Source organism: Rhizobium tropici CIAT 899 (assembly GCF_000330885.1).
Classification (GTDB): domain Bacteria; phylum Pseudomonadota; class Alphaproteobacteria; order Rhizobiales; family Rhizobiaceae; genus Rhizobium; species Rhizobium tropici.
The window spans coordinates 652,361-676,251 of record NC_020062.1; the positions used below are offsets into that span (position 1 = coordinate 652,361).

Consider the following 23,891-nt stretch of genomic DNA (forward strand, 5'->3'; position numbering starts at 1 on the left):
GAGGCATGATACCTCACATGAGTTTCGCAGTGATCACCGTATCGACTGAGTGGGGCTCCGCCTTCGGCGAGATCGTGGGCGACGAACCAGGGTCGCCAAGCTCTGTGGCACTGCTCGCCCCACATCTTCGCGACGATTTTGGATGTGTCGGTGACGAGGGCAACCCTGTTGGATATCAGGGCGATTTGGTGCGACGATTTTAGAGTGGCTGTCCAATCGATTGCGAAAAGTCGCAGTTGATCACATACCTCCAAATTATATCGAATCCTTGATGTCAGTACCGTAGCTTTAAGTGCGCCTGTGTCTCTCAGCCTCCACAAGGCACTTCCCTGGAGGCGAAATGGTACCCCAGAACTACTTCTGTGGGTCATGCCCGGGCGATTGTCCGATGATGGTTGGAAGAGATGTCGTGGCGGGGAATATGGAACAGGTTGAATAGCCCCGAGATTTGTAGACGCCTTCTTTCCTAATTTTGAGGCAAGAAGAGCATCATGAGCAAATCGAATTTTAGCGAAGAGTTTAAGCGTGACGCGGTGCGCCAGATCACGGAGCGAGGCTATCCGGTTGCGGAGGTCTCGCAGCGCCTCGGCGTCAGCCAGCATTCGCTCTACGAATGGAAAAAGAAGTTTGCTGCGTCGAACACCAAGGGCAACGACGAGGCCGAGGAGATCAGGCGGCTGAAGAAGGAACTGGCTCGCGTCACCGAGGAGCGAGATATCCTAAAAAAAGCGGCCGCGTATTTCGCCAGGGATGCAAAGTGAAGTACGCGTTCATTGCTCTGCATTGCTTGCAGTTTTCGGTGCGGACGATGTGCCGCCTTCTGCGGGTTCATCCCAGTGGGTTTTATGCCTGGCTGAAGAACCCGCTGAGCAGGCGAGCCAGCGAGGACAAGCGACAGACCGACCTGCTCCTGAAGGCATGGGAAGAGAGCGGCAAGGTCTACGGTTATCGCAAGCTGCACGACGACCTTCTCGATTAGGGAGAGACATGTTGCCCGAACCGGGTTGCGCGTCTGACCCGCCTTGCCGGGATCAAGGCGCAGATTGGCTACAAACGCCGTCCCGGCATCCACGGCGGCAGGCCTTCGGTCGTCATCGACAACACGCTCGACCGGCAATTCGACGTGACGGCTCCAGACACTACCTGGGTGACGGACATCACCTACATCCGAACCTGCGAGGGCTTCGCCTATCTTGCCGTCGTCATCGATCTTTATTCGCGTCGTGTGATCGGTTGGGCAATGCAGAGCCGCCAAACCACCGATGTCGTTCTACAGGCTCTGCTTATGGCCGTGTGGCGACGCAAGCCGAAGGAAAAGGTGCTGATCCACTCGGACCAGGGCTCGCAGTTCACCAGCATGGACTGGGCCGCGTTCCTCAGGCATCACAATCTGGTTCATTCCATGAGCCGACGCGGCAACTGCCATGATAACGCGGTGGCCGAGAGCTTCTTCAATCTTCTCAAGCGAGAACGGATACGTCGCAGGGTCTACCGTTCACGCGATGAAGCTCGCCAGGACGTGTTCGACTACATCGAAATGTTCTACAACCCGAAACGCAAACACGTCAGGAACGGGATGCTGTCGCCCGTCGAGTTCGAAAAGCAGCAGAAAATCTAACCCGAGGGCGTCTAGGAAACTCGGGGCTATTCACAGGATGCCGATATTTGCCCGGAATTCGGTGGCGTCAAGGTCAGAATGCGCCTCAGGCGGCCTCTTCCATTTGAACCAGATGGCCTTTCGAGACTTCGCGATACGCGCGGGCTGGCGGCTGATAACCGACGGGGCGCACCGGGCTCTTCAACTCGTCGACGGCGAGGTTGCGCCGGATGCCGCGTCGGGACGGATCCGGCACCGGGACGGCCGCCATCAGCTTCCTGGTGTAGGGATGCTGCGGATTTTCGAACACCGACGCGCGCGGTCCGATTTCGACGATCTCGCCGAGATACATGACGGCGACCCGGTGGCTGACGCGCTCGACCACGGCCATGTCGTGCGAGATGAAGAGATAGGAGAGGTTGAGGCTCTGCTGCAGATCCATCAGCAGATTGCAGACCTGCGCCTTGATCGATACGTCCAGCGCCGAGACGCTTTCGTCCGCAACGATCACTTTCGGATCAAGGGCGAGCGCGCGGGCGATGCAGATGCGCTGGCGCTGGCCGCCTGAGAATTCGTGCGGATAGCGGCTCATCATATCCGCTTTCAATCCGACACGTTCCAGAAGATCGGCGGCCTTTTCCCGGGCTTCGGCGCGTGTGCCCAGGCGATGCTCGATAATGGGTTCCGCTACAGCAGCGCCGATCGTCATGCGCGGATTGAGGCTCGCGAAAGGGTCCTGGAAGATCATCTGGATGCTGCGGCGCATCCGGCGCAGTTCGAGCGCGTCCAGCTTCATCACATCATAGCCGTCGAGACGAACTTCGCCGGACTTCGGCGTGATGAGGCGCATGATGGAGCGCCCCGTCGTCGACTTGCCGCAGCCGGATTCTCCGACCAGCGACAGGGTTTCCCCCTGAGCGAGATCGAAGGAGACATTTTCGACGGCGTGGATAGCGCCTGTCGGACGGGCAAGCAGGCCACCGCGAAGATCGAAGCGGGTGACGAGGTTCTTAACCTCGAGAACCGGCGTCTTGCGGTGATCGACGGTGTCTGTGAGCGCCTTTGGCTCGCTGCGCTCGCCAGTGCTTGCGTCAACGACCGGGAAGCGCAGCGGCTGCGGCTGGTCCTTCATCGAACCCAAGCGCGGCACGGCTGACAGCAGGGCTCGAGTATAGGGATGCTGGCCGCGATGGAAGATATCGTCGGTCTCGCCGGTCTCGACTGCCTCGCCACGATACATGACGATGGTGCGATCGGATATCTCGGCCACGACGCCCATATCGTGGGTGATGAAGAGGACGGACATGCCTTCCTCTTCCTGCAGCACCTTGATGAGGTCGAGGATCTGGCCCTGGATCGTCACATCGAGCGCGGTCGTCGGCTCGTCGGCGATCAGCAGTTTCGGGCGGCTGGCAAGTGCCATGGCGATCATCACGCGCTGGCGCATGCCGCCGGAAAACTGGTGCGGATATTCGTCGAAGCGAGAGGACGCGTTGGGGATGCGCACCTTTTCTAGGAGGCGGATCGTTTCCGCCTTCGCTTCAGCCTTGGAAATATTGCCGTGGCAGGTCAGCGCCTCGGAAATCTGCCGGCCGATGGTGAAGATCGGATTGAGAGAAGTCATCGGCTCCTGGAAGATCATCGCGACATCCTTGCCGCGCACCTTGCGCATCTCGGCCTCCGGCAAAGTCAGAAGATCTCGGCCGTTGAGTCTGACTTCACCCTCTATGCGGCTGCTGGCCCTGGCGAGCAGGCGCATGATCGAGAGCGAGGTCACGCTCTTGCCGGAACCGCTTTCGCCGACGATGGCGACCGTTTCACCCGGCATGACGTCGAAAGAGATAGCCTTGACGACCGTGCGCCACTCGCCATCGACGAGAAATGAGGTGGAGAGATTGGAGACCGAAAGAACAGGCTGGGTGCCTTGGTTGGTTGTTCGAGCTGCAATGGTCGGCATGAAGTTCCCTTTTATGATTTTACCATTGGTCAGGCTTCAATTGAGGTTGCTCACGACGGAGCTGCCATCGTCGCACGGGAAGCCGAGGGTCGGCCTTCGGCCACCCTTTTGGCCTCAAGCGCGGCAATCCTCTCGTCGATTTCGCGGCGGTCGATCATGCCGCTGGGGTTCTGGCGCGTCGGCATGGTCTCGGCGACATGAAGATAACGCTCCTGAGCGACGGCATAGAGCCGCTCCAGTTCGGCAAGCGGATCGGCACTGTCGTCGATACGGATGTTCAGCCAGGCGTAATCCTGGTCGCGGTGGATGACGAGTGCTGCCGATTGCTTGCCACGCTTATCGCCGCCCGCATCTTCGCCCGCCCGCATGGCTTCGAGCAGCCGTTCGGCGAGTGGTTTGCCGGCAGTCTTCTTGAAGGTCGCAAGCGTTTCAGAAATCACCTGTGGCCCGGCCAGCATGTTGCCGGCAACCGACACGTTGTCGTCCACCAGATGACCGGCCCAATCGATGCACTTGGCGCCGGTGAAGGCGGCGTTGCTGCCCTTACTGTCGATCAGGTGAAACTGCCGCTGCTCGCGGCCTTCGTCGCGAGCACTCAAAGCCTCAACGATTTCGCCAGGCGCATGACCTGCTGCCAGCATGGCCAGTCCGTCGATACCGTAAAGCGGGCTGGCAAAGGCCTGCGTCGCAACCGCGCCGATGCCGCCGCGAATATGCGGCACGATGCTGCCGACGGCAAAGAAGCGGGTGGCGACGGCGATAGCAAGATTTCCGGTTTCCGGCTCTCGTACAACGATCGACCAGGTCATCGGCTCTACCTCCCAACGGCGTAGGCTTGCATCAAACGCGGAGTCGCTGCGGCGCGCAAGAGACCGTCCGCATCACGCCGCGCTGCGGTGAGGCGTCCCACGGTCCACTCCGGAGCGACGGTCAGCTGGTGGCCCTTCTTGCGCAGCGTATCCAGCACGTCGGCGCTGAAATTCGCCTCTGCCGTCAGGCCGCCGGGTTCGCGCGTGCGCGGATAGAAGGAACTCGGGAAATGCGTGCTGTGGAATAGCGGCTTGTCGATCGCTTCCTGCAGGTTCAGCCCGTGATGGACATAGCGCAGGAAGAAGGAGAGCTGCCACTGTTCCTGCTGATCGCCGCCAGGCGTGCCGAAGGCGAGCGTCGGGCGTCCTTCATGCAGCGCCATCGTCGGGGTCAACGTCGTGCGCGGCCGTTTGCCCGGTGCAAGTGAAGAGGGCAGGCCGGGTTGCAGCCAGAACATCTGGGCGCGGGAATTGAGGCAGAAGCCGAGGCCGGGAATGATCGGCGAGGATTGCAGCCACCCGCCCGATGGTGTCACCGACACCATATTGCCTTCGCGGTCGATGACATCGATATGCACGGTATCGCCGCGCTTCTCGGTGAGATGCGACATTGTCGGCTCGTAGACCGCGCCGCTCTTGGCTTCTGGCGCATCGAGCATCGCCATAGTGAGATCGTACTGGCTTTCAAAGCCGGGCAGCTTGCCGGGGCGCAGGGCAAGCGACGCCTCGGACGAAATCAGCCGGCGGCGCTCATCAGCATAGGCATCCGAAAGCAGGGTTTCGAGCGGTACATTCGTGAAATTGGGGTCGCCGTAATAGACCTCGCGATCGGCAAAGGCGAGCTTCATGGCCTCAGTAACGGTGTGGACGAAGTCGGCTCCGGCGGGGTCCATGCCGGCCAGATCGAAACCCTTGAGGAGCGACAGCGTCTGCAGGAAGACAGGCCCTTGACCCCAGGGACCGATCTTGGCGACCGTCCAGCCGTGATAGTCATAGGTCAGCGGCTCCTCGATGGTGGCGCGCCAGTTGGCCATGTCATCCGCAGTTAACACGCCCTTGTGGCGGGCGCCGCTCGCATCCATGACTTCGGTCTTGCTGACATAGCTGTCGATCGCTTCAGCGACGAAGCCGCGGTAATAGGCATCGCGCGCGGCTTCGATCTGCGCTTCGCGATCGCTCCTGCTTTCCGCCTCGGCAACGACACGCTTCCAGGTTTCGGCAAGAATCGGGTTCTTGAAGTTGGACCAGGGTTCGGGGGCGGCACCGCCGGGAAGCCAGGTGTCATAGGAGGTCGGCCATTCCTTGCGATAGAAATCGGCAAGTTCTGCAATAGTTGCGGAAACGCGCGGCAGGACGGGATGGCCTTTTTCGGCATAGTGGATCGCCGGTTCCAGCACGTCGCGGACGGTCAGCCGGCCATAGTCGCGCAGCATCAGCATCCAGCCGTCGAAGGAGCCGGGAATGACGGTCGCGAGCAGGCCATCGCCGGGGATGAGCTTCAGCCCCTCGCGCGTGTAATGTTCGATCGTTGCGCCGGCCGGTGCCGGCGCCTGGGCGCAGATGACCTCGATCTTGTCCTTCTTCTTCGAATAGAGGACGGCCGGCATATCGCCGCCCGGCCCGCAGAGATGCGGCTCGACGATCTGCAGCACGAAGCCGGTCGCAACGGCAGCGTCGAAGGCATTGCCGCCCTTCTCGAGAATGCTCATGCCGACGGCGGATGCGATCCAGTGCGTCGACGTGACGACGCCGAAGGTGCCGAGGATTTCGGGGCGGGTGGTGAATGCGGTCATTGGGGCATCCTTTTGAGTTTATTCATGCTTCGCGCGGGTCGAGCGCATCGCGCAGGCCGTCGCCGAGGAGGTTGAAGCCGATCACGACGAGAAAAATGGCGGCACCCGGCCACATGGCCATCCAGGGCGCCTGTTCGAGATAATTCTTGGCGACGTTGAGCATCGAACCCCAGCTCGGGGCAGGGGGCTGCTGGCCGAGGCCGAGGAAGGAGAGGCTGGCCTCGGCGATGATCGCGGTCGCGATAGTGAGCGTTGCCTGCACGAGGATCGGAGCGAAGACGTTCGGCAGGATATAGCGGGAGATGATGCTGAAATGGGTGAGACCGATCGAGCGGGCACCCTCGACATAATCCTCCGTCTTGACCGCCAGCACCTGGCCGCGGGTCAACCGTACGAAAACGGGCGTTGCCGAAAGCCCGATCGCGATCATCGCATTGATAAGGCTCGGGCCGAGGAAGGCGGCAAGCGCAATGGCGGTGATGAGGAACGGCATCGCCAGGAAGGCCTCGGTGATGCGCGAGATGATCTGATCGATCCAGCCGCCATAGTAGCCCGAGATCAGGCCCGAAGGCACGCCGATCGCAACGGCGATGGCAACCGAGAAGACGCCGGCCATCAGGGACGCTCGCGCGCCCCAGATCATGCGGGAGAGAATGTCCCGGCCGAGATCGTCGGTGCCGAGCCAGTGCGCGGCCGATGGCGCCTTGCGGATCGCCGACCAGCTGGTGGCGACCGGATCCGGGATCGGCAGGAGCGGCGCAAGTGCCGCAATCGTTGTAAAGAAGAGGATGATGGCAAGCCCGACCAACGCGCCCTTGTTGGCCCTCAGCTTTCGCCAGGCCCGATTGGGCGCCCGCTTGGCAGAGGGAGCAGCTGCGGCCGTCTGAACGATCGTGCTCATAGGGCTGCCCTCATGCGCGGATTGAGGAGGACGTAGAGAATATCGGCAATGAGGTTCATCGCGATAAAGCCGACGGCTGTGCAAAGCACCACACCCTGGACGACCGCATAGTCCCGGTTGAAGACCGCGTCGACAATCAGCTTGCCGAAGCCGGGGATGGTGAATATCTGCTCGGTGAGCACAGCGCCGGCCAGAAGCTCACCGAAGAGCAGGGCGCTGACGGTGACGACGGGCAGAATGGCGTTGCGGAAACTATGCTGTAGGACCACTGCTGTCTCCGGCAGGCCCTTGGCGCGGGCGGTGCGGATATAATCGCTATTGAGCACGCTCAGCATCGAGGAACGAGTATGTCGCATCAAGGTTGCCGCCAGCGCATTGCCGAGCACGAAGGACGGCATCAGCATCGTCTGAATCGAGCGCCAGGGATCTTCGAAGAACGGTTGATATCCGGAAGCCGGCAACCAGTGGAGTTTCACCGAGACCAAGAGGATCAGCATGATGCCGAGCCAGAAGTTCGGCACCGACAGACCGCACAGGGCGACGATATTGGCGAGGAAATCGATGAAGGTGTTCTTCTTCACCGCCGCCAATATGCCCATCGGAATACCGATCGCGAAAGCGAAGATCATCGACATGACGGCAAGCTGGATCGTCACCGGCAGTTTTTCGGCAACGAGCGTCAGGACCGGCTGGTTGGTGCGCAGCGAAACGCCGAGATCGCCCTTGGCGACACCCTGCAGCCAATAGCCATATTGATAGATGACCGGGTCGTTCAGCCGGTATTTCTCGCGAAGCAGCTCCAGCACCTGCGGATCGCGCTCCTCGCCGGCCATGGCAAGCACCGGATCACCCGGCAGCAGCTTCTGCAGCGAGAAGACGAAGATCGAAATGATCAGCAGCGTCGGGATGGCGACGAGCAGCCTCTTTCCGATATAGCTATACATGGGCAGTTCCTTGCCGCGATGTCGAATGTGAAAGAGCCATGCGGGAAGGAGCCCGCATGGCTTTGGTCGCTCAGCCGTTCTTCTTCACGCCCACGAGACGGATCATGCCGTCCGGGGAGGGCACGAAGCCGGATACCTTCTTGTTGTAGGCCCAGATCCAGGCCTGATGTCCGAGGAAGATGATCGGCAGATCCTGGCTGAGGATCGCCTCGGCCGCATCGTACTTCTGCTTGCGTACGGCATTGTCCTGCGACTGACGTGCCTCCAGCAGTAGCTTGTCGACTTCCGGATTGCTGTATTTGGAATCGTTGAGACCGGCGCCTGTCGTCACGAACTGCTGGATGTTGCCGTCGGGATCGGAGCGGCCGGACCAGTCGGAGCGGCTGAGCTGGTAGTTGCCGCTCGACTGCGCGTCGAGCAGGGTTGCGAATTCCGTCGTCTTCAGCGTCACGTCGAAGCCGGCTTCGGCAACCATCGACTGGATGATCTGCATCATCTGCATCGAGACTGGATTGTTGGCGACGGCAAGTTCGACCGGAATGCGATCGAAGCCGGCTTCTTTCACCAGCGCTTTGGCCTTGTCGACATCGCGAGCGGGCACCGGAATATCCTTGTCGAACCAGGGGCTGTTCGGTGCAAACGGCTGATTGCCGGCAAGCCCGGTGCCATCGAAGACGATCTGCATGGCGGCTTCGCGGTCGATTGCCAGAGAGAAAGCCTGGCGCAGGCGCTTGTCCTTGCCCATCGGATTGTCGGCGCGCGCGCCGTTGCCGACATTGGCGTAGACGCCAAGCCAGCCGGTGCCGATCGCATCGGCATAAACGAGATTGGGGTCGCCTTTGACCGTACCGACATCGGATGCCGCCACGCGTTCGATCATGTCGAGATCGCCGGAGCGCAGGTTAGCGAGGCGAACCGTCGTGTCGGGGATAGGCAGATAGGTCACCTTATCGATGAAGATCTTGTCCTTGTTCCAGTAATCCTGGAATTTCTCGAGCACGATGCGGTCCTGCTGCACGCGCTCGACGAATTTGAACGGGCCGGAGCAGACGGGATGATCGCCGAATTTCGCGCCGGCGGCCTTTGCCGCGGTCGGCGAGACCATCATGCCGGAGCGGTCGGAAAGCTGCGCAAGCAGCGTGACATCGGGCGCCTTCAGGGTAAAGGTGGCTTCGTACTCGCCTGATGCTTCGACTTTGGCAACGGAGGAAAGCTCGCTCTTGCGGCGCGATTCCGGCATGGTCTGGTAGCGCTGGATGTTGTCGACGACGGCTTGCGCATTGAACGGCGTCCCGTCCTGGAATTTCACGCCTTGGCGCAGCTCCATGACAAGCTGCTTGCCGTCGGCGGACCATTTCCAGGATGTGGCGAGCTGGGGGACGAACTTCAGGTCCGGTGTTACATCGACGAGCTTGTCGCACAGCGCGGTATAGACGATGCGGCCGACGAAAGTGCGCGATTGGGCAGGGTCCAGCGCATCGGCATCGTCCTGCAGGCCGATCTTGAGTTCGACGGCTAGCGACGGCAGTGCGATCAGGGCGCCGGCGGCAAGCGATGCCATGAATTTGGCGATCTTCATTCTGTTCTCCTGTTTATAGTTTTCGTTCCTTGCGGTCCCGACCGGTTTCCTCTCCGGTCGTGGCGGGCAGGCAGGCTTTTGGGTCAGCCCACCTCCTCAGTCAGCGGTTCCTCGGCTTGGCGTGCATCCAGCGAGGTGATGCGGATCAGGCTTTCCTGCAGCATCAGCAGATGTTCGCGCATGGCTTCGGCCGCCTTCATCGGATTGCGTGCGGCAATCGCATCGATGATCGTCCTATGCTGTGCGTAGGAGACCGGGCGGGTCTTGTTGATGCTGCGGGCCAATTCGCGAATGGTTTGCCAGGCTTCATCCTGACGGACATGGTTGATGACATCGAAAATGGTCAGGAAGAACTGGTTGCCGGCGCTTTGTGCAATCAGCCGGTGCAGCGCGCCATCCCAAAGCTCTCGGCTGTCGGCATCGTCGCTGGCGGCGATCTTCTTCGCCAGTTCGTACATGCGGTCGATGTCATCGGGTTTGGCGCGCATGGCGGCGAGCTGAGCCAGTTGCGGCTCGATGCGCAAACGAACTTCCATGACCTCCATGAGATCCGTGCCGGCCACAAGCGTGCTGACATGCTGGCTCCAATCGTCCGGGCGCTGCCCGACATAGGTTCCCGAGCCCTGCCGGCGCCAGACGCGGCCTTCCGCCTCCAGCACTTCTAGCGCCCGCCGGATCGCCCGCCGGCTGACACCCAGCGTCTCCGATAGAGCCCGCTCGGTCGGCAGCTTTCCATCTGCCGGGAGATCGGCCGAATTCAACAGCCCACGGAGCCTTTCCAGGGCATGGACCGAATTTTCCGGAAGGCTGTCGATTGCCATATTGAGAGGTGAACCAATTTGAAATTGGTTCAATAGAAGTTGAACTCGCCCGCCTCGTCAAGCGCTTTTTTGTGCAATTTTGGCGATGCACAATGTTTGTGCGCGGCGCGGAAAGGCGACTCGCAAAAGCGATCGCCTTCTTGAGACGACGGATTAACGATGTCCGCTCTTGCGGTTCTGGGACTTGAGCTTCAGCGACCGGCGCGCGCGGAAATCGCCGTCTCCGGCGTGAAGTCGAAATCCTTGTCGAAGGGGTAGGTCGGCTTGGTCTTGCGCAGGCGCGGCAGGCGTTCGACGAACTGATCGACGACACCGGGAGACAGAGCCATCAGGTTCGGGTTGGCGATCGGCGCCAGCTCGGGCGAAAGGTAGCCGGATTTGACGACAATGATCTTCGCTTTGTGCGGAGCGAGGCCGAGGCGGGTGAAATCGGCGATATTATGATAGGGGCGGCGCTTGGCCGACAGCACGAGGTCGATGCCGTCGATGGAAACCACGGCCTGCCTGTCGGTCGCTTCTTTAGTCTCCAGCAGATACTTGACGGTGAAGCTGCCCGTCACCGGCTTGCTGCCCTTGGTGTCGAGCGATGCGCCGACGGAAAGATTGAGAGTGGCGCCGAGGCCGGCGGCATAGCAGGCTTCCGTCGCGGCCCTGTCGGCGATGCCGGCAAAGATGACACCTTGTGCTCCCTGGGCAATCAGTTCCGCCAGCACGTCGGCGCGATCACCGACGCCGCCACCCGTTGGATTATCGCCGGATTCCGCCAGAACCACGGGCGTAGTCGCGCTGGCGATTGCCTTGGCGACACATTCTTCGAGCGAGCCCGTCTCCGAGCCGAAAACGAAATCCTTGCGCACATCCCAATAGGCTTGTGCCAGTCGTTTCGCTTCCCGCTCGAGCACGGCGCGATCCGTGCCGGTCATGATTGCGGCGGCCGTTGCGCGCGGTTCGTCGGCCCAGACGTAACCGACCATGAGGGAGGCATCCCAGACGCCGTCGATCGCATCGATTCCGGGCAGCATGTCGTAAAGGCTCTTGGCCGGCTCATCGACCGTGCTGGTGCGTTCGCCCGGCAGCACCACGGGGATCGGCGCCCAGAGCAGGATAGGTTTTACGCCGGTCTTCAGGCTCTCCGTCAGCATCTTCACGGCCCGACGCATGGTTTCTTCGACATCGATATGCGGGGCGGTGCGATAGGTGGAGTACATGTCGAGCGCATCGATGATGCGCTGGGTGACATTGCCGTGCAGGTCGTAGCTCGCCGAGACCATGCAGTTATCGCCGACGACGGCCCGAGCCGCGCTGATCCAGTCGCCTTCGGCGTCTTCCATGCCTTCGACATACATGGCGCCATGCATGGCGAGATAGAGCCCATCGAGCGGCAGTAATGACTTCAATCCTTCCAGAAACTCTGTCTTGAAGGCTTCGTATGTATGACGGGCGACCGGACCGCCGGCGATCGCTCTGGCATGAATGCTTGGCAGGAACTCGCCGTCGTAATCCCTAAGGAAGGCGAAGTAGGGCGAGGCAGTCAGCTCCGGGCCGCGAAAAACGCGAAAATCCTTCTCTTCGTTCAGGACGGGATTGTAGGTGCTGCATTCGATGTGAATGCCTCCGACGGCGATGCGCATGGGAACCTCAATAGGGGTTGGGACCAATCAGGAAATTATGGACGGCAATGCTGGCGGCGTCCCGTGCCCAGACATCGGCATCATCTTTCTGCGGGTACATTGTTGACCGGGAAGTTGCGTTCGTAAACTCTTACAATGTCAAAGCTCCCGTCAAGTAGCTTTCGGTTGGCGAGATGGTTGCAGGAATTAGCACCTCTTGCGTCAGCTACAGGAGCGGCCACTTTCCACCGCAGATCATTTTTCAGCAATCCGAAATCTCTTCGTTCCCCCGAATTGGAAACGCTCGGCCCTTTCCACTCACACTCATCGGGTCAGTGCAATGGCGCAGTGGAAAGCCGTGAGCGGTACGACCGCCTGACCTCACAAACAAGCGTCTCATTCAGGCCTCCATGACATAACGCGGCATCGCCAATCAGTGGCCTAAAAGGCCTGAAGCCTCCACCGAATGACGGACGTAAAGCTCAGCGAATTCTGAAAGGTTTAGAACGGCAAGCGGCAATTGCGCCGCCAGGGTGAAGATTCCCCCGCGAGGCTGGGAGCAACTGGAGCAGGCGAAGCATGACGGATCGTTCTGATGTGAAACGCACCGCGGGCCATGCGATCGCCGCGGCTTGGCAAAGAACCGTGCTTGCACGGCGTCCTCGACTTCAAATAATGCGGGCTGTAGGGGGGCTTCAACTGCAGTATGCGCCGACATTTTCTGAAGATCTCGGCACACACTCGCACGATCCGCGTGGCCTGAAGTACATCAGGCTGACAATCACGATCATGGTGGACCTGATATGCGCTGCAAACCATTGCATCGAATGGATACGGCGCCATGCTTGACGGTTTCGAAAGTCCGGCAGGACATTTGATATCTTTCGGTTTGTCCTATCTTTTGGTAGCCATCTCTCCTGGGCCAAATTTTATGATTGTCTCCGCCGCCGGATTGCGCTCGCAGCGTACAAATGCGATTGCCGCAGCTCTTGGCGTCGCGCTAGGCGCATGCTTTCTTTATCTCGCAGTGACACTTTGTGCCGGTGCCGTGCCTGTAAGCGAAACGACGAAACGGCTTGGCGCGATATTTTTCGGAGCTTGCCTCGTCTATCTTTCTGCCAAATCCCTGAGACGTACGCGCTTAGTTTCGCAATGGATGCACTCACCGATAGCGGAACGCACATCGGGTTATTTCAGGATGGCTTTTCTTACAGCGATCGCCAATCCGCTCTCGGCCATGTTTTTCGCGTCCTCTCATCTTGTCGCCCCTTCCTCTTTTCTAACGTTTATGTGTGCTGGTCTGATCTTCGCTATTGCAGCAAGCTGGTTTACCATCGTCGCCGTGATGGCATCCAACGGGAAACTCCGGTCACTTTCGAGGGCCTATCTTGATTGGTTCGATCTATTTCTTGCAGCGGCATTCCTATTTCTCGGTATAACGACGCTGTTGTCTTCTCTTCGATAAGCATCCGTATCCAAACCCTTTGACGGTAATCCGGGTTCTTTCTCACTTTGTGTGGAGATCGGCCAATTTGAGTGGCATCATCCGCGCTCGGAGAAGCTCCGGTTCTGCTCTGCCGTACATTGCGCGCTTAATCGTCTTCAGTCGGTTGATTTGACCGTCACCCTGACGACCTGCGTGACCATCTGGCTGATCCCGGTTACGCGAGATGCCGGTCGCGCGTCGTCGGCGCCCAAGGCGGATGCACAGGAAGCCATGACCCATCAGTGCAAGGCCAAACCACCGGGGGCAGGGTGTGATCTGTCAGAAGCCGTAGTCGCGCGCGAGCCAGGCTTCCAGCAGGTTTCGCGATGCCCTGATTGCGGCGTCCGTATCCTGTGCGAGGATGGCGTCGAGGATCGCCTTATGGAGGGGCAGGGCGCGCTTTTGTCCTTCGGCTATGTCCTCATGGCCCGAAAGCGTGCGGTTGGCGTAGATCCCGACCGCGATCAGATCGATCAGCTGCGAGTAGATCATATTGTGCGTAGCGGCGAAGATCGCCGTATGGAAGCGCAGATCGGCATCGGCATTGCTGTTGACGTCGCCGATGGTGGACGCCATCTCTTCGTAAGCGGATCTGATGGCCGCAATGTCGCTTTCGGTGCGGCGGAGTGCTGCGCGCGCCGTCGCCTCCGGTTCGAGCGCCAATCGCAGATCCTTGATCGACCGCATAATTTCGACCGATGGGCCGGTCTCGTAGTACCAGACCATGACGTCCGTATCGAGATGATGCCAATTGGAGCGTTCCTTGACGCGCGTGCCGACGCGGGTCTTGATCTCAACCAATCCCTTGCCGGCAAGGCATTTCATCGCCTCGCGGATGACGGTGCGGCTAATGCCGAATTGTTCGACGAGATCTGGCTCATTCGGCAGTGTCGTGCCGACCGGATAGTCTCCGCCGACGATGCGGCGACCGAGTTCGTGGACGAAATAGCCGAAGACGCCGCGCCGCGGGATCGTACCGTATTTTCGCACAAAGGCATCGAAGGGCGACTGCGTTACGATCAGTTTCGATTCCGGGGTAGCCCTGGAGGTCATTGCGTCCTGGCCATGTTTCATTATGCGGGGCTCTCGTTCCTTATTGATGCGCCGTTGGTACGAACAATCGTCAGCCTATGTCGATGCGGAGGTTCCTTGCCAGCATCTCGGCCGGCCTGGGGCTGCTCCATAGCGTTGTGGTATCGATCCCATTGTACTTCCCGCGGCATTTTCCGATGAAAACCCTAGCATGTCTTCCATATACATGCCTACTGGCAACGAATTGATCGATCTGTTCACCGATTCAAACAGGTTTCCGCACCCAGCCTCGGGGCAATCTGGGTCGGCAATGGTATCGGCACGGAGATCAAATTGCGTACCATCCGCTAAGCGAAACGTGATCGCTCAATCGATTGATGGGACGATTTCGGCTATCGTAAACGTTCCCGAACCGGTTAAATGCAGGCGGGATGCGAGGCGGATTCGGAGTTGCTGATCCATGAATGATATGTCCACACCTGGGCACAGGGAGGAGGTGCGGGAGGCGGGCTCGCGTTCGCTGTTGATAGCACTGCTCGTGGCCGGCGCCTTCTTCATGGAGAATCTCGACGGTACGGTCATCGCGACCGCATTGCCGCAAATGGCCATTTCCTTCGGAGCCCGCCCCGTCGATCTCAATATCGGCATGAGCGCCTATCTGCTGACGCTTGGCGTCTTCATTCCGATCAGCGGCTGGATCAGTGATCGCTTCGGCGCGCGTCTGGTGTTCACGACCGCCGTCGTCATTTTCACGCTCGCCTCCGTCCTCTGCGGTTTTGCCAATGGCGTCGGCTCCTTTGTTGCCATGCGCATCCTGCAGGGCATTGGCGGCGCGATGATGGTGCCGGTGGGCCGGCTTGTGGTCTTGAACAATACGCCGAAGGACAAGCTGATCTCGGCCATTGCGACCATCACCTGGCCGGCGCTGGTGGCGCCGATCCTCGGGCCACCGCTCGGTGGCTTCATCACCGACCATGCAAGCTGGCGTTGGATCTTCTTCCTCAATCTGCCGCTCGGCATATTGGCTTTCATCTTTGCGCTCATGCTCATTCCGGAAACGAAAAGCACAGCACGCCCGCCATTCGATTGGATCGGCTTCGTCGTCAGCGGCATTGGGCTTGCGAGCCTGATGTATGGGCTGGAACTGATCGGACGCCCTGATCCAGTCTGGCTGGAGGCCTGGACCTATGTGATCGTCGGCTTCGTCCTGCTGGCCATCGCCGTTTTTCATTTTCTCCGGACGCAGCATCCGCTCATCGATCTCTCAGGACTGAAGCTGCCGACGTTCGCCATCACCATCTCAGGCGGATCGCTGTTCCGCACCGCGATCGGCGCGGTGCCCTTCCTGCTGCCGCTGATGTTTCAAGTCGGCTTCGGGCTCAGCGCCTTCCATGCCGGCATGCTGACGCTTGCCGTTTTTGCCGGCAATCTGGCGATGAAGCCTGCAACGACGCCCATTCTGCGCCGCTTCGGTTTCAAGCCGGTACTCATCGTCAACGGCCTGTTGAATGCCATCTTCATCGCCGCCTGTGCGCTGTTTTCGCCCGATACGCCGCTCTGGTTCATCGTGCCGGTGCTCTTCATCGGTGGCATGTGCCGGTCGATGCACTTTACGGCACTCAACACGATCGCTTTTGCCGATATCCCACCGGGGCAGATGACGGGTGCCAACACGCTGTTCAGCACCGTCTTTCAGCTGACGATGGGCATGGGCATCGCTGTTGGCGCTATCGGCATTCGTATCGGCCAGGCAATCAGTACGCCATTGGGCGTCGACGGTGTCGTCGCCATCGAGTTCCGTCTGGCCTTCGTGCTGCTCGGCATCATCGCGCTTTTGGCCGTGCTGGATTGTTTGCCCCTTGACCGTAAGGCAGGCGAAAACGTCTCGCGCAAGCCAAAGCAGAACGCAAGGAAGGCGGCGTAACGATGTCAACATTCGAAGTGGTTAGTATGGGAATTGGATGAGATTATAATGCAGCAATATCGCTGGAATCGCCATCAGGATGATCAGAAGCATTGCGACGCTTGCCACGCGCATCATCTTCCTCCGGCGGGTGCGCTGACCGGTCCAATCATATACTGCCATAATGAGCCCCTCCTTCTCATTAGTGATTAGAAAGACAAGAAATGGAACGCCAGTCAATATCGGCAATAGCGAGCTAAATAATAAGTATTCTCTAATATTTTGAAGGTGGGGCATACTTTGATGGCCGAAGAGAGCCGTCGAACTTCATCTGCAAGAGCCTAGAGAGCGTTCTATGATGCTGGCTCAGACGAGATAACGAACAAGGATTTCGTGCCCCGTGTCAGCGGGACATTGGTTGCTTTGGAAGAGGAAAAGGCAAATGAGCAAGATGCGCGCCCTGGTTTTGGAACGTCAGCATGAGCTGGCGATCCGCGATATCGATCTGCCGCAGCAGGTCGGGCCTGGCCAGGTGAAAATCAAGATCCATACTGTCGGCGTCTGCGGATCGGATGTGCACTATTACACCCACGGAAAAATCGGCCCCTTCATCGTCAACGAGCCGATGGTGCTTGGACACGAAGCGGCGGGAACGGTGGTGGAAGTGGGCGCAGGCGTGACGCATCTGAAGATCGGCGACCGTGTCTGCATGGAGCCCGGCATTCCCGATGCCAATTCCAAAGCCAGCCGTCTCGGCATGTACAATGTCGATCCCGCCGTCACCTTCTGGGCGACGCCGCCGATCCATGGCGTGCTGACCCCCTTCGTCGTGCACCCGGCCAACTACACCTTCAAGCTGCCCGATAATGTCAGCTTTGCGGAAGGGGCGATGGTCGAGCCCTTCGCCGTCGGCATGCAGGCAGCCACCAAGGCGCGCATCACGCCTGGCGACACCGCCGTCGTACTCGGCGCCGGCCCGATCGGTATTATGGTTGCGGTTGCAGCCCTTGCCGGCGGCTGCGCGCGGGCGATCGTTGCCGATCTCGCCCAGCCGAAACTCGATATCGCCGCGCAGTATCAGGGCGTCATTCCGGTCAATATTCGCGAGAAGAATCTCGTCGACGAGGTCGACCGCTTGACCGATGGCTGGGGTGCGGATGTCGTCTTCGAATGCTCGGGCTCGCCTAAGGCTTGGGAAACGGTGATGGCACTGCCGCGCCCCGGCGGTGTCATCGTTGCCGTCGGCCTGCCGGTCAATCCGGTCGGCTTCGACGTCTCGACGGCATCGACCAAGGAAATCCGCATCGAAACGGTCTTCCGCTATGCGCATCAGTATGAGCGTTCGATCGCGTTGATCGCCTCCGGTCGCGTCGATCTGAAGCCCTTGATCTCCGAGACATTTGACTTCGAGGACTCGATCAAGGCTTTCGATCGCGCTGTTGAGGCACGTCCGACCGACGTCAAATTGCAGATCGTTCTCAAGCAGTAGGCTTTTGCTGCCCATCGCCTTGCCGCAAGCCCACGACAGGCTTCGTGCATCGGCAAGGCGATGTTTTCCCTTAGGTTTCATATCTCCCGTAGACGGCCCGGCAAAAGCGATGCTAGGTAGCCTTTCAAAGAGGGAAACAGGCTTTAACGCCGTGAAACGGGAAGGACAGCCGTGCCGCACGACGTTGCATTGATCGCATTGATTGCCGCGGGCTTCGTATTCGCGGCCATTTTCGGCTATCTGGCCGACAGGCTGCATCTGCCGCCGCTGGTCGGTTATCTGGTGGCCGGCGTCATCATTGGCTCGTCCACCCCTGGTTTCGTCGCCGATGTTTCCCTCGCATCGCAATTGGCCGAGATTGGCGTCATCCTGCTGATGTTCGGCGTCGGCCTGCATTTCTCGGCCGCTGATTTGCTGGCGGTACGCGGTGTCGCCATTCCCGGAGCCATCGGCCAGATTGCGATCGCGACGCTGCTCGGTGTGGGTTTGACGTCGCTATGGGGCTGGAGCGTCGGCGCCGGCGTGGTCTTCGGCCTCAGCCTTGCCGTCGCCAGTACGGTCGTGCTGCTGAAGGCGCTGGAAGAGCGCAATCTCGTGAGTTCGACCAATGGCCGTGTCGCCGTCGGCTGGTTGATCGTCGAAGATCTGGCCATGGTGCTTGCTCTCGTGCTCTTGCCGGCCTTTGCCGGTGTTCTGGGCGGTCATGCGGACGCCGGCGGCCATGCCGCTTCCGGTTCGATCTGGCTGACGATCGGCATGACGCTGCTCAAGGTCGCAGCCTTCGCGGCTGTCGCGATCTTCATCGGCCCGCGTGTGGTGCCATGGCTCCTGACCTCGGTTGCGCGCACCGGTTCGCGCGAACTTTTCACGCTGTCGGTGCTGGCAATTGCGCTCGGCATTGCCTTCGGTGCGGCAGAAATCTTCGGTGTGTCCTTTGCGCTCGGCGCCTTCTTTGCCGGCCTCGTGATGAGTGAATCGCATCTCAGCCACAGGGCGGCGGCCGACTCCCTGCCATTGCAGAATGCCTTTTCGGTGCTGTTCTTCGTGTCCGTTGGCATGCTCTTCGATCCGTCGGTTTTGATCCGCGAACCGCTGATGATTATCGGCGTGCTTGCTCTGATCATGCTCGGCAAGGCGTTGATCGCTTTCTGTGTCGTGCTGCTGCTGCGCTATCCCGCCAGCATCGGCTTTGCAGTTGCCGCCGGACTTGCGCAGATCGGTGAGTTCTCCTTCATTCTGGCCGGGCTCGGCGTCTCACTCGGGCTGCTGACGCGGGAAGGACAGGATCTCATCCTTGCCGGTGCGATCCTGTCGATCACGCTCAATCCGCTGGCTTTCTACGCCACCGAAAAGCTGGAAAACTGGGTCTTTGCGCGCTGGCCCTTCCTGGCGAACAAATATGGCATGGCCAAGCAGGAGGCTCTTCGCCGCCAGTTGACCATCATCAACAAGCAGCGTGAGGAGCGGGATCGCCAGCATCATCTCGAGATCGAACAGCTCATCGAAACCTTCCCGATGTTTGCCGAACTTGATGATAACGAGCATGAGGAGCTTCTGCTGCTCTTCCGCCCGAGATCGGCGTCGCCCGGCGACCGGGTGATCAGAACCGGCGATCGCGGCGACAGCATGTTCTTCATCGCTTCGGGCGCTGTTGAGGTACAGCTGGAGGATGACGAGATCCGGCTCGGCGCCGGGGCTTTTTTCGGCGAAATGGCACTGCTGACGGGCGCGCGCCGCACGGCCGATGTCGTCGCTGTCGATTTCTGTCAGCTCTTCGTGCTGGACCGCCGCGACTTCAATCTGTTCATGTCGCGTCATCCGCAACTGCGTGCCGCCGTCAGCCGCATGGCGCGGGAGAGGCAGGAAAGCAACGTGTCGCGCCAGCGGCGCGACCTTTCCCAAGACGCAAGCTGATATTCTATCGGCGTTTTAGCCAGGATTTCGAGACACGGCAGGCCATTGTGTAGGCGGGGTCGAAGACGTTGCCGACATCGTAGCGCACGACCTGACCGAGCAAGTGGCTGGCCGCCGTCTTGTCGAGACCGTAATCTGAGCCGAGCCAGCGCAGCATTTCGCTGGTGGCGTGTTGCAGGGCCTGATCGAGAGGCCGGGCATTGCCGATGGTGAAAATATCCTCTGCCGTCTCGCCGCGCGGCCAGATGATCGTCTTTTTCTTCTCGACGCTGAGGCGCACCGTCACTTCGAAAGTAGTCTCGATCCCGGTGCCGACGATCTCGCCGTCTCCCTGCACCGCATGGCAATCACCGAGGAAGAAGAGAGCGCCAGGGGTCGATACCGGAAACCAGATGGTCGTCCCTGGCCCGAGCAGACGATAATCCATGTTGCCGCCGAATTCGCCGCTTGTCGCGGTCGATATGGCCTGACCGAGAGACGGTGCGACCCCGAAACAGCCGATCATCGGAGCAAGCGGCAGTGTAAGAGTTTCGAGACCCGCCACCGGTTCGGCCAATCGCGCCGTGAGATTCTGGCGGTCGATCTGCCAGATCACCTTCTCGCGTGCCGGTAGCGCCCGGACATCCTGTGGATCGACGACATTGGCGGCGACCACGCTGCCGGTGAAGCCCGTATCGCGCGTCGGCACCATTGCGACGATCTCAACCTTGAGAGAATCTCCCGGCTCCGCGCGCTCGACAAAGATCGGCCCATTCATCGGATTGGGGCCGGATATCTGGCGGACATCATGCTTGTCGTAGCCGGCGGCATCAAGTGTTTCGGTGACAACAGTATCGCCATCGGCGATATGCAGGGCCGGTGGCAGCGAGCCGATGACATTGTGATAATGGGTGGGGGCGAAACGGTGTACTGCCATCTTGCTTAAGCCTTGTGTGGGATCCGGTTGCGGCAGCCTATGACGACTCCGAATGTCTGGGAAAGAGCGCAGCGATCATATTTATGCATAAAGGCCATTTCGCTTGAGGTGCGGGCAAATGTTTGCCTGTCGCAGACTGGCTTCAAGCAAAATGATCGCGAAATGCTTGCGGTGTGGTCCCGAATTTTCGCATGAAATTGCGCCGCATGGTTTCTTCCGAACTGAAGCCGCAGCGCATGCGCGCCTGATGCACGCTCAGGCCTTCCTCCAGAAGGCGGCGGGCCGCTTCGATGCGGATGTCTTCCACGGCGCGGGCAGGTGTTCGCCCGGTCGCCTTCAAATAATGGCGCGAGAAGCTGCGTGCGCTCATATTCGCCTGCTCGGCGAGCGTCGGCAAGGAAAGATCGGCGCGCAGATTGTCCATGATCCAGCCATGCAGACGGTCGAAGCGTTCGCCGCCCTCCTGAAGTCTCAGTGCCGCGCTGAACTGCGCCTGACCGCCGGGACGCTTGAGGAAAACGACGAGTTCGCGAGCCACGGAAAGTGCCGACGAGCGACCAAGATCGGCCTCGACCAAAGCGAGGGAAAGATCGATGCCGGCAGTCACGCCGGCGGAACTCCAGATCTGCCCATCCTGGACGAAGATCGGATCGGGCTCAAGCTTCACCTGCGGAAAGCGCTTGGCAAATTCTTCGCAACGGTTCCAATGGGTCGCTGCCCGTCGCCCATCCAGAAGACCGGCTTCCGCAAGCAGAAAGGCGCCGCTGCAGACCGAGGCTATCCGTCGGGCGTTCGCGGCTCGCCGGCGCACCCATTCGATCAGCTCGAGGTTCTCGCAGGCTTTATTGACGCCCCAGCCGCCGGCGATGATCAAGGTGTCGAGCGGAGTATCGGTATCGGTGAGCGGCGTAGTTATGAGCGAGAGACCTGAACTCGTTTGGGTCTGCGTGTTTTCCGCAACCACGATAGCCTTGTAGGGTTTCGGCTGGTCCGGCTCATGCGCCGCCTCGTTGGCGCTGGTGAAAACCTGCAGCGGACCCGTAATGTCAAGCAGTTGGGCGTTGTCGAAGGCAAGAATTTCGATGCGGCGCATGATTGGCAAGAAATGACGGTGGTTTGGCAAATGTGCCAGAGCATTGTCGCATAGGCTTGGAAAAGTCAATCATCGGAGACATGTTATGACAATCCGCTTCGGCCTGCTTGCCTTTCCAGGCGTCCAGCAACTCGATCTGACCGCACCCTACGAGGTATTCGCCTCGATGGATGATGCGGAGGTGCATCTCGTGTGGAAGGACACGTCGCCTATCGTATCGGCAACGAAGCTGGCGTTGCAGCCAACAACGACGTTTGCCGAATGCCCGCCGCTTGACGTCATCTGCGTGCCCGGCGGCGTTGGCGTCAATACATTGCTGGAGGATGCGGACGTTCTGAGCTTCGTCCGGAAACAGGCGGCCCAAGCCCGCTTCGTAACATCGGTGTGCACCGGTTCTCTCGTCCTTGGAGCGGCCGGCCTGCTCAAGGGCAAGAAGGCCACGACCCATTGGAATGCGCTTGATTTCCTCGAGAATTTCGGAGCCGTTGCCACGCCGGGGCGCGTCGTGCGGGATGGCAATCTCTTCACCGCGGGCGGCGTTACCGCCGGTATCGATTTCGGACTGACGATCGTTGCCGCCTTGCGCGGTCGAGAGGAAGCCGAAGCGATCCAGTTGTCGCTGGAATATGCGCCGGAGCCGCCATTTCATTCCGGATTGCCCGAGAAGGCCAGCGTTGAGGTGTTAGGCAGAACCAGGCAACGCCTTGCGGGCTCGAGAATGGCACGGCAGGCGATCATCGCTCGCCTCGCGGCGGCCAGACATGGGGCCGAATGAAAAGGATTTGTCCACTGGCACTGCCAACTCAATGAAACGGAGCACCGATAGGGAAGCGATCATAGGTTGATCGTGTCGAGGCGATGAATGATGGGCAGGCGGATGAATGGAATTCCTGTCCCATCTCGCCCACCATACTTGACACAAATAGCTTTTCTGCGACCGTGGCATCACGATGGCGTCCACGGCCTTGCGGGGAAAAGGCTTATTTGATGAACGAGTTCCGATCATTGCGCTGGATATGTTGCTTCGTCATGGCAATGGCCGTTCTGTTAGGCGCAGGCCCAGGGTTGATATCGCAAGCTGCAGCCGCTGAAACCTCCGAGATCGCCCCGCAGACAAAGGCTTCGAGCGAGCAGATCGAGAAGCTGATCGGCACTTTGCGCGATAGCGGTGTGGTGTCCGGAGCCGATCTGTTGCAGCGCCGCTCCGCTTTCGAGAAGCTCATGGCGTCGACGCCAGGTCCGGCGCGTGTCCAGATACGACGTGTCGACGCCAACGGTGTGGATGGCGATCTGATCTGGCCGGCACGGTTGCATCATCCAATCGGCCGGCGTGCCATTCTTTATCTGCATGGCGGCGGTTTCTATAGCGGCTCGCTTCGGACGCATGCCAACATAGCGGGTTCGCTCGCCAAGGCGGCCTCGGCTGATGTGCTGTTGGTCGACTATCGCCTCGCGCCCGAAAATCGCTTCCCCGCGCAAAGAGATGATGCCATTGCGGCTTATCGCTGGCTTCTGACATCGGGATACAAGGCCGGCAACATCGTTATCGCCGGCGAGTCGGTTGGCGCAACTCTGGCCATCGAAGTCGTTTTGAACCAGCTTAGGCTGAGTGGTCCGCTTCCCGCTGCTGTGGTCGCGATGAGCCCGATCACCGACTTCGCCGCAACGGGGGCGTCCCCGGCCGCCAACGCCAACAGCGATCCTTTTATGAACAAGGCCGAGCTCACTCTCATCCACGATGCGTTTGCGCGTGACCGCCCTGCAGCCGATCCCGACATATCGCCGTTCTATGGCAATGTCTCGGGGTTTCCCCCACTGTTGATCCAGGTCGGCGCGCGTGAGGCACTGCTCGATGACACCTCGCGGTTTGCGGACAAGGTACGCCAGGCAGGTGGCAATGTGAGCCTGGAAGTCTGGCCCGGGATGATCCATCAATGGCAGATTTTCCCGTTCTGGCTCGACGATGCGAGGAAGTCGAACGAACGCGTCGCGCAGTTCGCGATCGCGCATTTTGTCGATAAGCCGATGCAATAGTTGTTGCGCAGTT

Annotated in this window: 18 protein-coding genes and 2 pseudogenes; 8 read left to right on the forward strand and 12 right to left on the reverse strand. The window is 59.9% G+C overall.

Going from position 1 to position 23,891, the window contains the following annotated elements; translation table 11 throughout:
* The first annotated feature begins 491 nt into the window (after positions 1–491).
* Positions 492–1,618, forward strand: a pseudogene (locus RTCIAT899_RS25155) (IS3 family transposase).
* An 85-nt stretch (positions 1,619–1,703) separates the two neighbouring features.
* Here the strand turns inward: RTCIAT899_RS25155 and RTCIAT899_RS25160 are convergent.
* From RTCIAT899_RS25160 to RTCIAT899_RS25195, 8 genes are all read right to left on the reverse strand, one after another.
* The gene (locus RTCIAT899_RS25160) at positions 1,704–3,554 is read right to left on the reverse strand and encodes an ABC transporter ATP-binding protein (protein ID WP_015342638.1); all 1,851 of its coding nucleotides are present in this window, start codon (positions 3,552–3,554) and stop codon (positions 1,704–1,706) included.
* A gap of 50 nt (positions 3,555–3,604) precedes the next feature.
* A complete protein-coding gene (locus tag RTCIAT899_RS25165; protein ID WP_015342639.1) occupies positions 3,605–4,363 on the reverse strand; it encodes a DUF1028 domain-containing protein in 759 nt (252 codons plus the stop codon).
* Between the two features lie 5 nt (positions 4,364–4,368).
* A complete protein-coding gene (locus RTCIAT899_RS25170; RefSeq protein ID WP_015342640.1) occupies positions 4,369–6,156 on the reverse strand; it encodes a gamma-glutamyltransferase family protein in 1,788 nt (595 codons plus the stop codon).
* A gap of 22 nt (positions 6,157–6,178) precedes the next feature.
* The gene (locus RTCIAT899_RS25175) at positions 6,179–7,057 is read right to left on the reverse strand and encodes an ABC transporter permease (protein WP_015342641.1); all 879 of its coding nucleotides are present in this window, start codon (positions 7,055–7,057) and stop codon (positions 6,179–6,181) included.
* The gene (locus RTCIAT899_RS25180) at positions 7,054–8,001 is read right to left on the reverse strand and encodes an ABC transporter permease (protein WP_015342642.1); all 948 of its coding nucleotides are present in this window, start codon (positions 7,999–8,001) and stop codon (positions 7,054–7,056) included. The genes RTCIAT899_RS25175 and RTCIAT899_RS25180 overlap by 4 nt, the downstream gene beginning before the upstream one ends.
* Before the next feature lie 70 nt (positions 8,002–8,071).
* A complete protein-coding gene (locus tag RTCIAT899_RS25185; protein WP_015342643.1) occupies positions 8,072–9,580 on the reverse strand; it encodes an ABC transporter substrate-binding protein in 1,509 nt (502 codons plus the stop codon).
* Positions 9,581–9,663: 83 nt separating this feature from the next.
* A complete protein-coding gene (locus RTCIAT899_RS25190; protein WP_015342644.1) occupies positions 9,664–10,401 on the reverse strand; it encodes a FadR/GntR family transcriptional regulator in 738 nt (245 codons plus the stop codon).
* Between the two features lie 191 nt (positions 10,402–10,592).
* A complete protein-coding gene (locus RTCIAT899_RS25195; RefSeq protein WP_015342645.1) occupies positions 10,593–12,032 on the reverse strand; it encodes a M81 family metallopeptidase in 1,440 nt (479 codons plus the stop codon).
* Between the two features lie 238 nt (positions 12,033–12,270).
* On the opposite strand from RTCIAT899_RS25195, the pseudogene RTCIAT899_RS34295 reads away from it, so the two are divergent.
* Positions 12,271–12,390: pseudogene (locus RTCIAT899_RS34295) on the forward strand (IS6 family transposase); the annotation flags it as partial.
* 462 nt (positions 12,391–12,852) lie between these two features.
* Positions 12,853–13,476, forward strand: a complete 624-nt coding sequence (locus tag RTCIAT899_RS25200) for a LysE family translocator (protein WP_015342646.1) — start codon at positions 12,853–12,855, stop codon at positions 13,474–13,476.
* Between the two features lie 300 nt (positions 13,477–13,776).
* Here RTCIAT899_RS25200 and RTCIAT899_RS25205 read toward each other — a convergent pair whose 3' ends face one another.
* Entirely contained in the window at positions 13,777–14,571 is a 795-nt protein-coding gene (locus RTCIAT899_RS25205) for a FadR/GntR family transcriptional regulator (RefSeq protein ID WP_015342647.1), read from the reverse strand.
* 427 nt (positions 14,572–14,998) lie between these two features.
* Here RTCIAT899_RS25205 and RTCIAT899_RS25210 point away from each other — a divergent pair, with 427 nt between their 5' ends.
* Positions 14,999–16,453, forward strand: a complete 1,455-nt coding sequence (locus RTCIAT899_RS25210) for a DHA2 family efflux MFS transporter permease subunit (RefSeq protein ID WP_051043393.1) — start codon at positions 14,999–15,001, stop codon at positions 16,451–16,453.
* A 21-nt stretch (positions 16,454–16,474) separates the two neighbouring features.
* On the opposite strand, the gene RTCIAT899_RS33900 is transcribed toward RTCIAT899_RS25210, so the two are convergent.
* Positions 16,475–16,615, reverse strand: coding sequence for a hypothetical protein (locus tag RTCIAT899_RS33900; RefSeq protein WP_167540212.1), 141 nt, complete (start codon positions 16,613–16,615; stop codon positions 16,475–16,477).
* Between the two features lie 259 nt (positions 16,616–16,874).
* Between RTCIAT899_RS33900 and RTCIAT899_RS25220 the strand changes: the two genes are divergently transcribed.
* Positions 16,875–17,921, forward strand: a complete 1,047-nt coding sequence (locus RTCIAT899_RS25220; RefSeq protein ID WP_015342649.1) for an NAD(P)-dependent alcohol dehydrogenase — start codon at positions 16,875–16,877, stop codon at positions 17,919–17,921.
* Between the two features lie 171 nt (positions 17,922–18,092).
* Entirely contained in the window at positions 18,093–19,835 is a 1,743-nt protein-coding gene (locus RTCIAT899_RS25225) for a cation:proton antiporter domain-containing protein (protein WP_015342650.1), read from the forward strand.
* A gap of 4 nt (positions 19,836–19,839) precedes the next feature.
* Here RTCIAT899_RS25225 and RTCIAT899_RS25230 read toward each other — a convergent pair whose 3' ends face one another.
* Entirely contained in the window at positions 19,840–20,751 is a 912-nt protein-coding gene (locus RTCIAT899_RS25230; RefSeq protein ID WP_015342651.1) for an acetamidase/formamidase family protein, read from the reverse strand.
* 142 nt (positions 20,752–20,893) lie between these two features.
* Positions 20,894–21,844, reverse strand: coding sequence for a GlxA family transcriptional regulator (locus RTCIAT899_RS25235; RefSeq protein WP_015342652.1), 951 nt, complete (start codon positions 21,842–21,844; stop codon positions 20,894–20,896).
* A gap of 85 nt (positions 21,845–21,929) precedes the next feature.
* On the opposite strand from RTCIAT899_RS25235, the gene RTCIAT899_RS25240 reads away from it, so the two are divergent.
* Both RTCIAT899_RS25240 and RTCIAT899_RS25245 read left to right on the forward strand, forming a co-directional pair.
* Positions 21,930–22,619, forward strand: a complete 690-nt coding sequence (locus tag RTCIAT899_RS25240) for a DJ-1/PfpI family protein (protein ID WP_015342653.1) — start codon at positions 21,930–21,932, stop codon at positions 22,617–22,619.
* Between the two features lie 254 nt (positions 22,620–22,873).
* The gene (locus tag RTCIAT899_RS25245) at positions 22,874–23,878 is read left to right on the forward strand and encodes an alpha/beta hydrolase (RefSeq protein WP_244441557.1); all 1,005 of its coding nucleotides are present in this window, start codon (positions 22,874–22,876) and stop codon (positions 23,876–23,878) included.
* The last annotated feature ends 13 nt before the right edge of the window (positions 23,879–23,891 follow it).

What these genes read in the sequence shown, in the direction of transcription:
- RTCIAT899_RS25165 (WP_015342639.1), bottom strand. Translation starts at nt 4,363, where the DNA reads ATGACCTGGTCGATCGTTGTACGAGAGCCGGAAACCGGAAATCTTGCT.
- RTCIAT899_RS25205 (WP_015342647.1), bottom strand. Translation starts at nt 14,571, where the DNA reads ATGAAACATGGCCAGGACGCAATGACCTCCAGGGCTACCCCGGAATCG.
- RTCIAT899_RS25220 (WP_015342649.1), top strand. Translation starts at nt 16,875, where the DNA reads ATGAGCAAGATGCGCGCCCTGGTTTTGGAACGTCAGCATGAGCTGGCG.
- RTCIAT899_RS25170 (WP_015342640.1), bottom strand. Translation starts at nt 6,156, where the DNA reads ATGACCGCATTCACCACCCGCCCCGAAATCCTCGGCACCTTCGGCGTC.
- RTCIAT899_RS25230 (WP_015342651.1), bottom strand. Translation starts at nt 20,751, where the DNA reads ATGGCAGTACACCGTTTCGCCCCCACCCATTATCACAATGTCATCGGC.
- RTCIAT899_RS33900 (WP_167540212.1), bottom strand. Translation starts at nt 16,615, where the DNA reads ATGGCAGTATATGATTGGACCGGTCAGCGCACCCGCCGGAGGAAGATG.
- RTCIAT899_RS25190 (WP_015342644.1), bottom strand. Translation starts at nt 10,401, where the DNA reads ATGGCAATCGACAGCCTTCCGGAAAATTCGGTCCATGCCCTGGAAAGG.
- RTCIAT899_RS25240 (WP_015342653.1), top strand. Translation starts at nt 21,930, where the DNA reads ATGACAATCCGCTTCGGCCTGCTTGCCTTTCCAGGCGTCCAGCAACTC.
- RTCIAT899_RS25175 (WP_015342641.1), bottom strand. Translation starts at nt 7,057, where the DNA reads ATGAGCACGATCGTTCAGACGGCCGCAGCTGCTCCCTCTGCCAAGCGG.
- RTCIAT899_RS25245 (WP_244441557.1), top strand. Translation starts at nt 22,874, where the DNA reads ATGGCAATGGCCGTTCTGTTAGGCGCAGGCCCAGGGTTGATATCGCAA.
- RTCIAT899_RS25185 (WP_015342643.1), bottom strand. Translation starts at nt 9,580, where the DNA reads ATGAAGATCGCCAAATTCATGGCATCGCTTGCCGCCGGCGCCCTGATC.
- RTCIAT899_RS25200 (WP_015342646.1), top strand. Translation starts at nt 12,853, where the DNA reads ATGCTTGACGGTTTCGAAAGTCCGGCAGGACATTTGATATCTTTCGGT.
- RTCIAT899_RS25160 (WP_015342638.1), bottom strand. Translation starts at nt 3,554, where the DNA reads ATGCCGACCATTGCAGCTCGAACAACCAACCAAGGCACCCAGCCTGTT.
- RTCIAT899_RS25195 (WP_015342645.1), bottom strand. Translation starts at nt 12,032, where the DNA reads ATGCGCATCGCCGTCGGAGGCATTCACATCGAATGCAGCACCTACAAT.
- RTCIAT899_RS25235 (WP_015342652.1), bottom strand. Translation starts at nt 21,844, where the DNA reads ATGCGCCGCATCGAAATTCTTGCCTTCGACAACGCCCAACTGCTTGAC.
- RTCIAT899_RS25210 (WP_051043393.1), top strand. Translation starts at nt 14,999, where the DNA reads ATGTCCACACCTGGGCACAGGGAGGAGGTGCGGGAGGCGGGCTCGCGT.
- RTCIAT899_RS25180 (WP_015342642.1), bottom strand. Translation starts at nt 8,001, where the DNA reads ATGTATAGCTATATCGGAAAGAGGCTGCTCGTCGCCATCCCGACGCTG.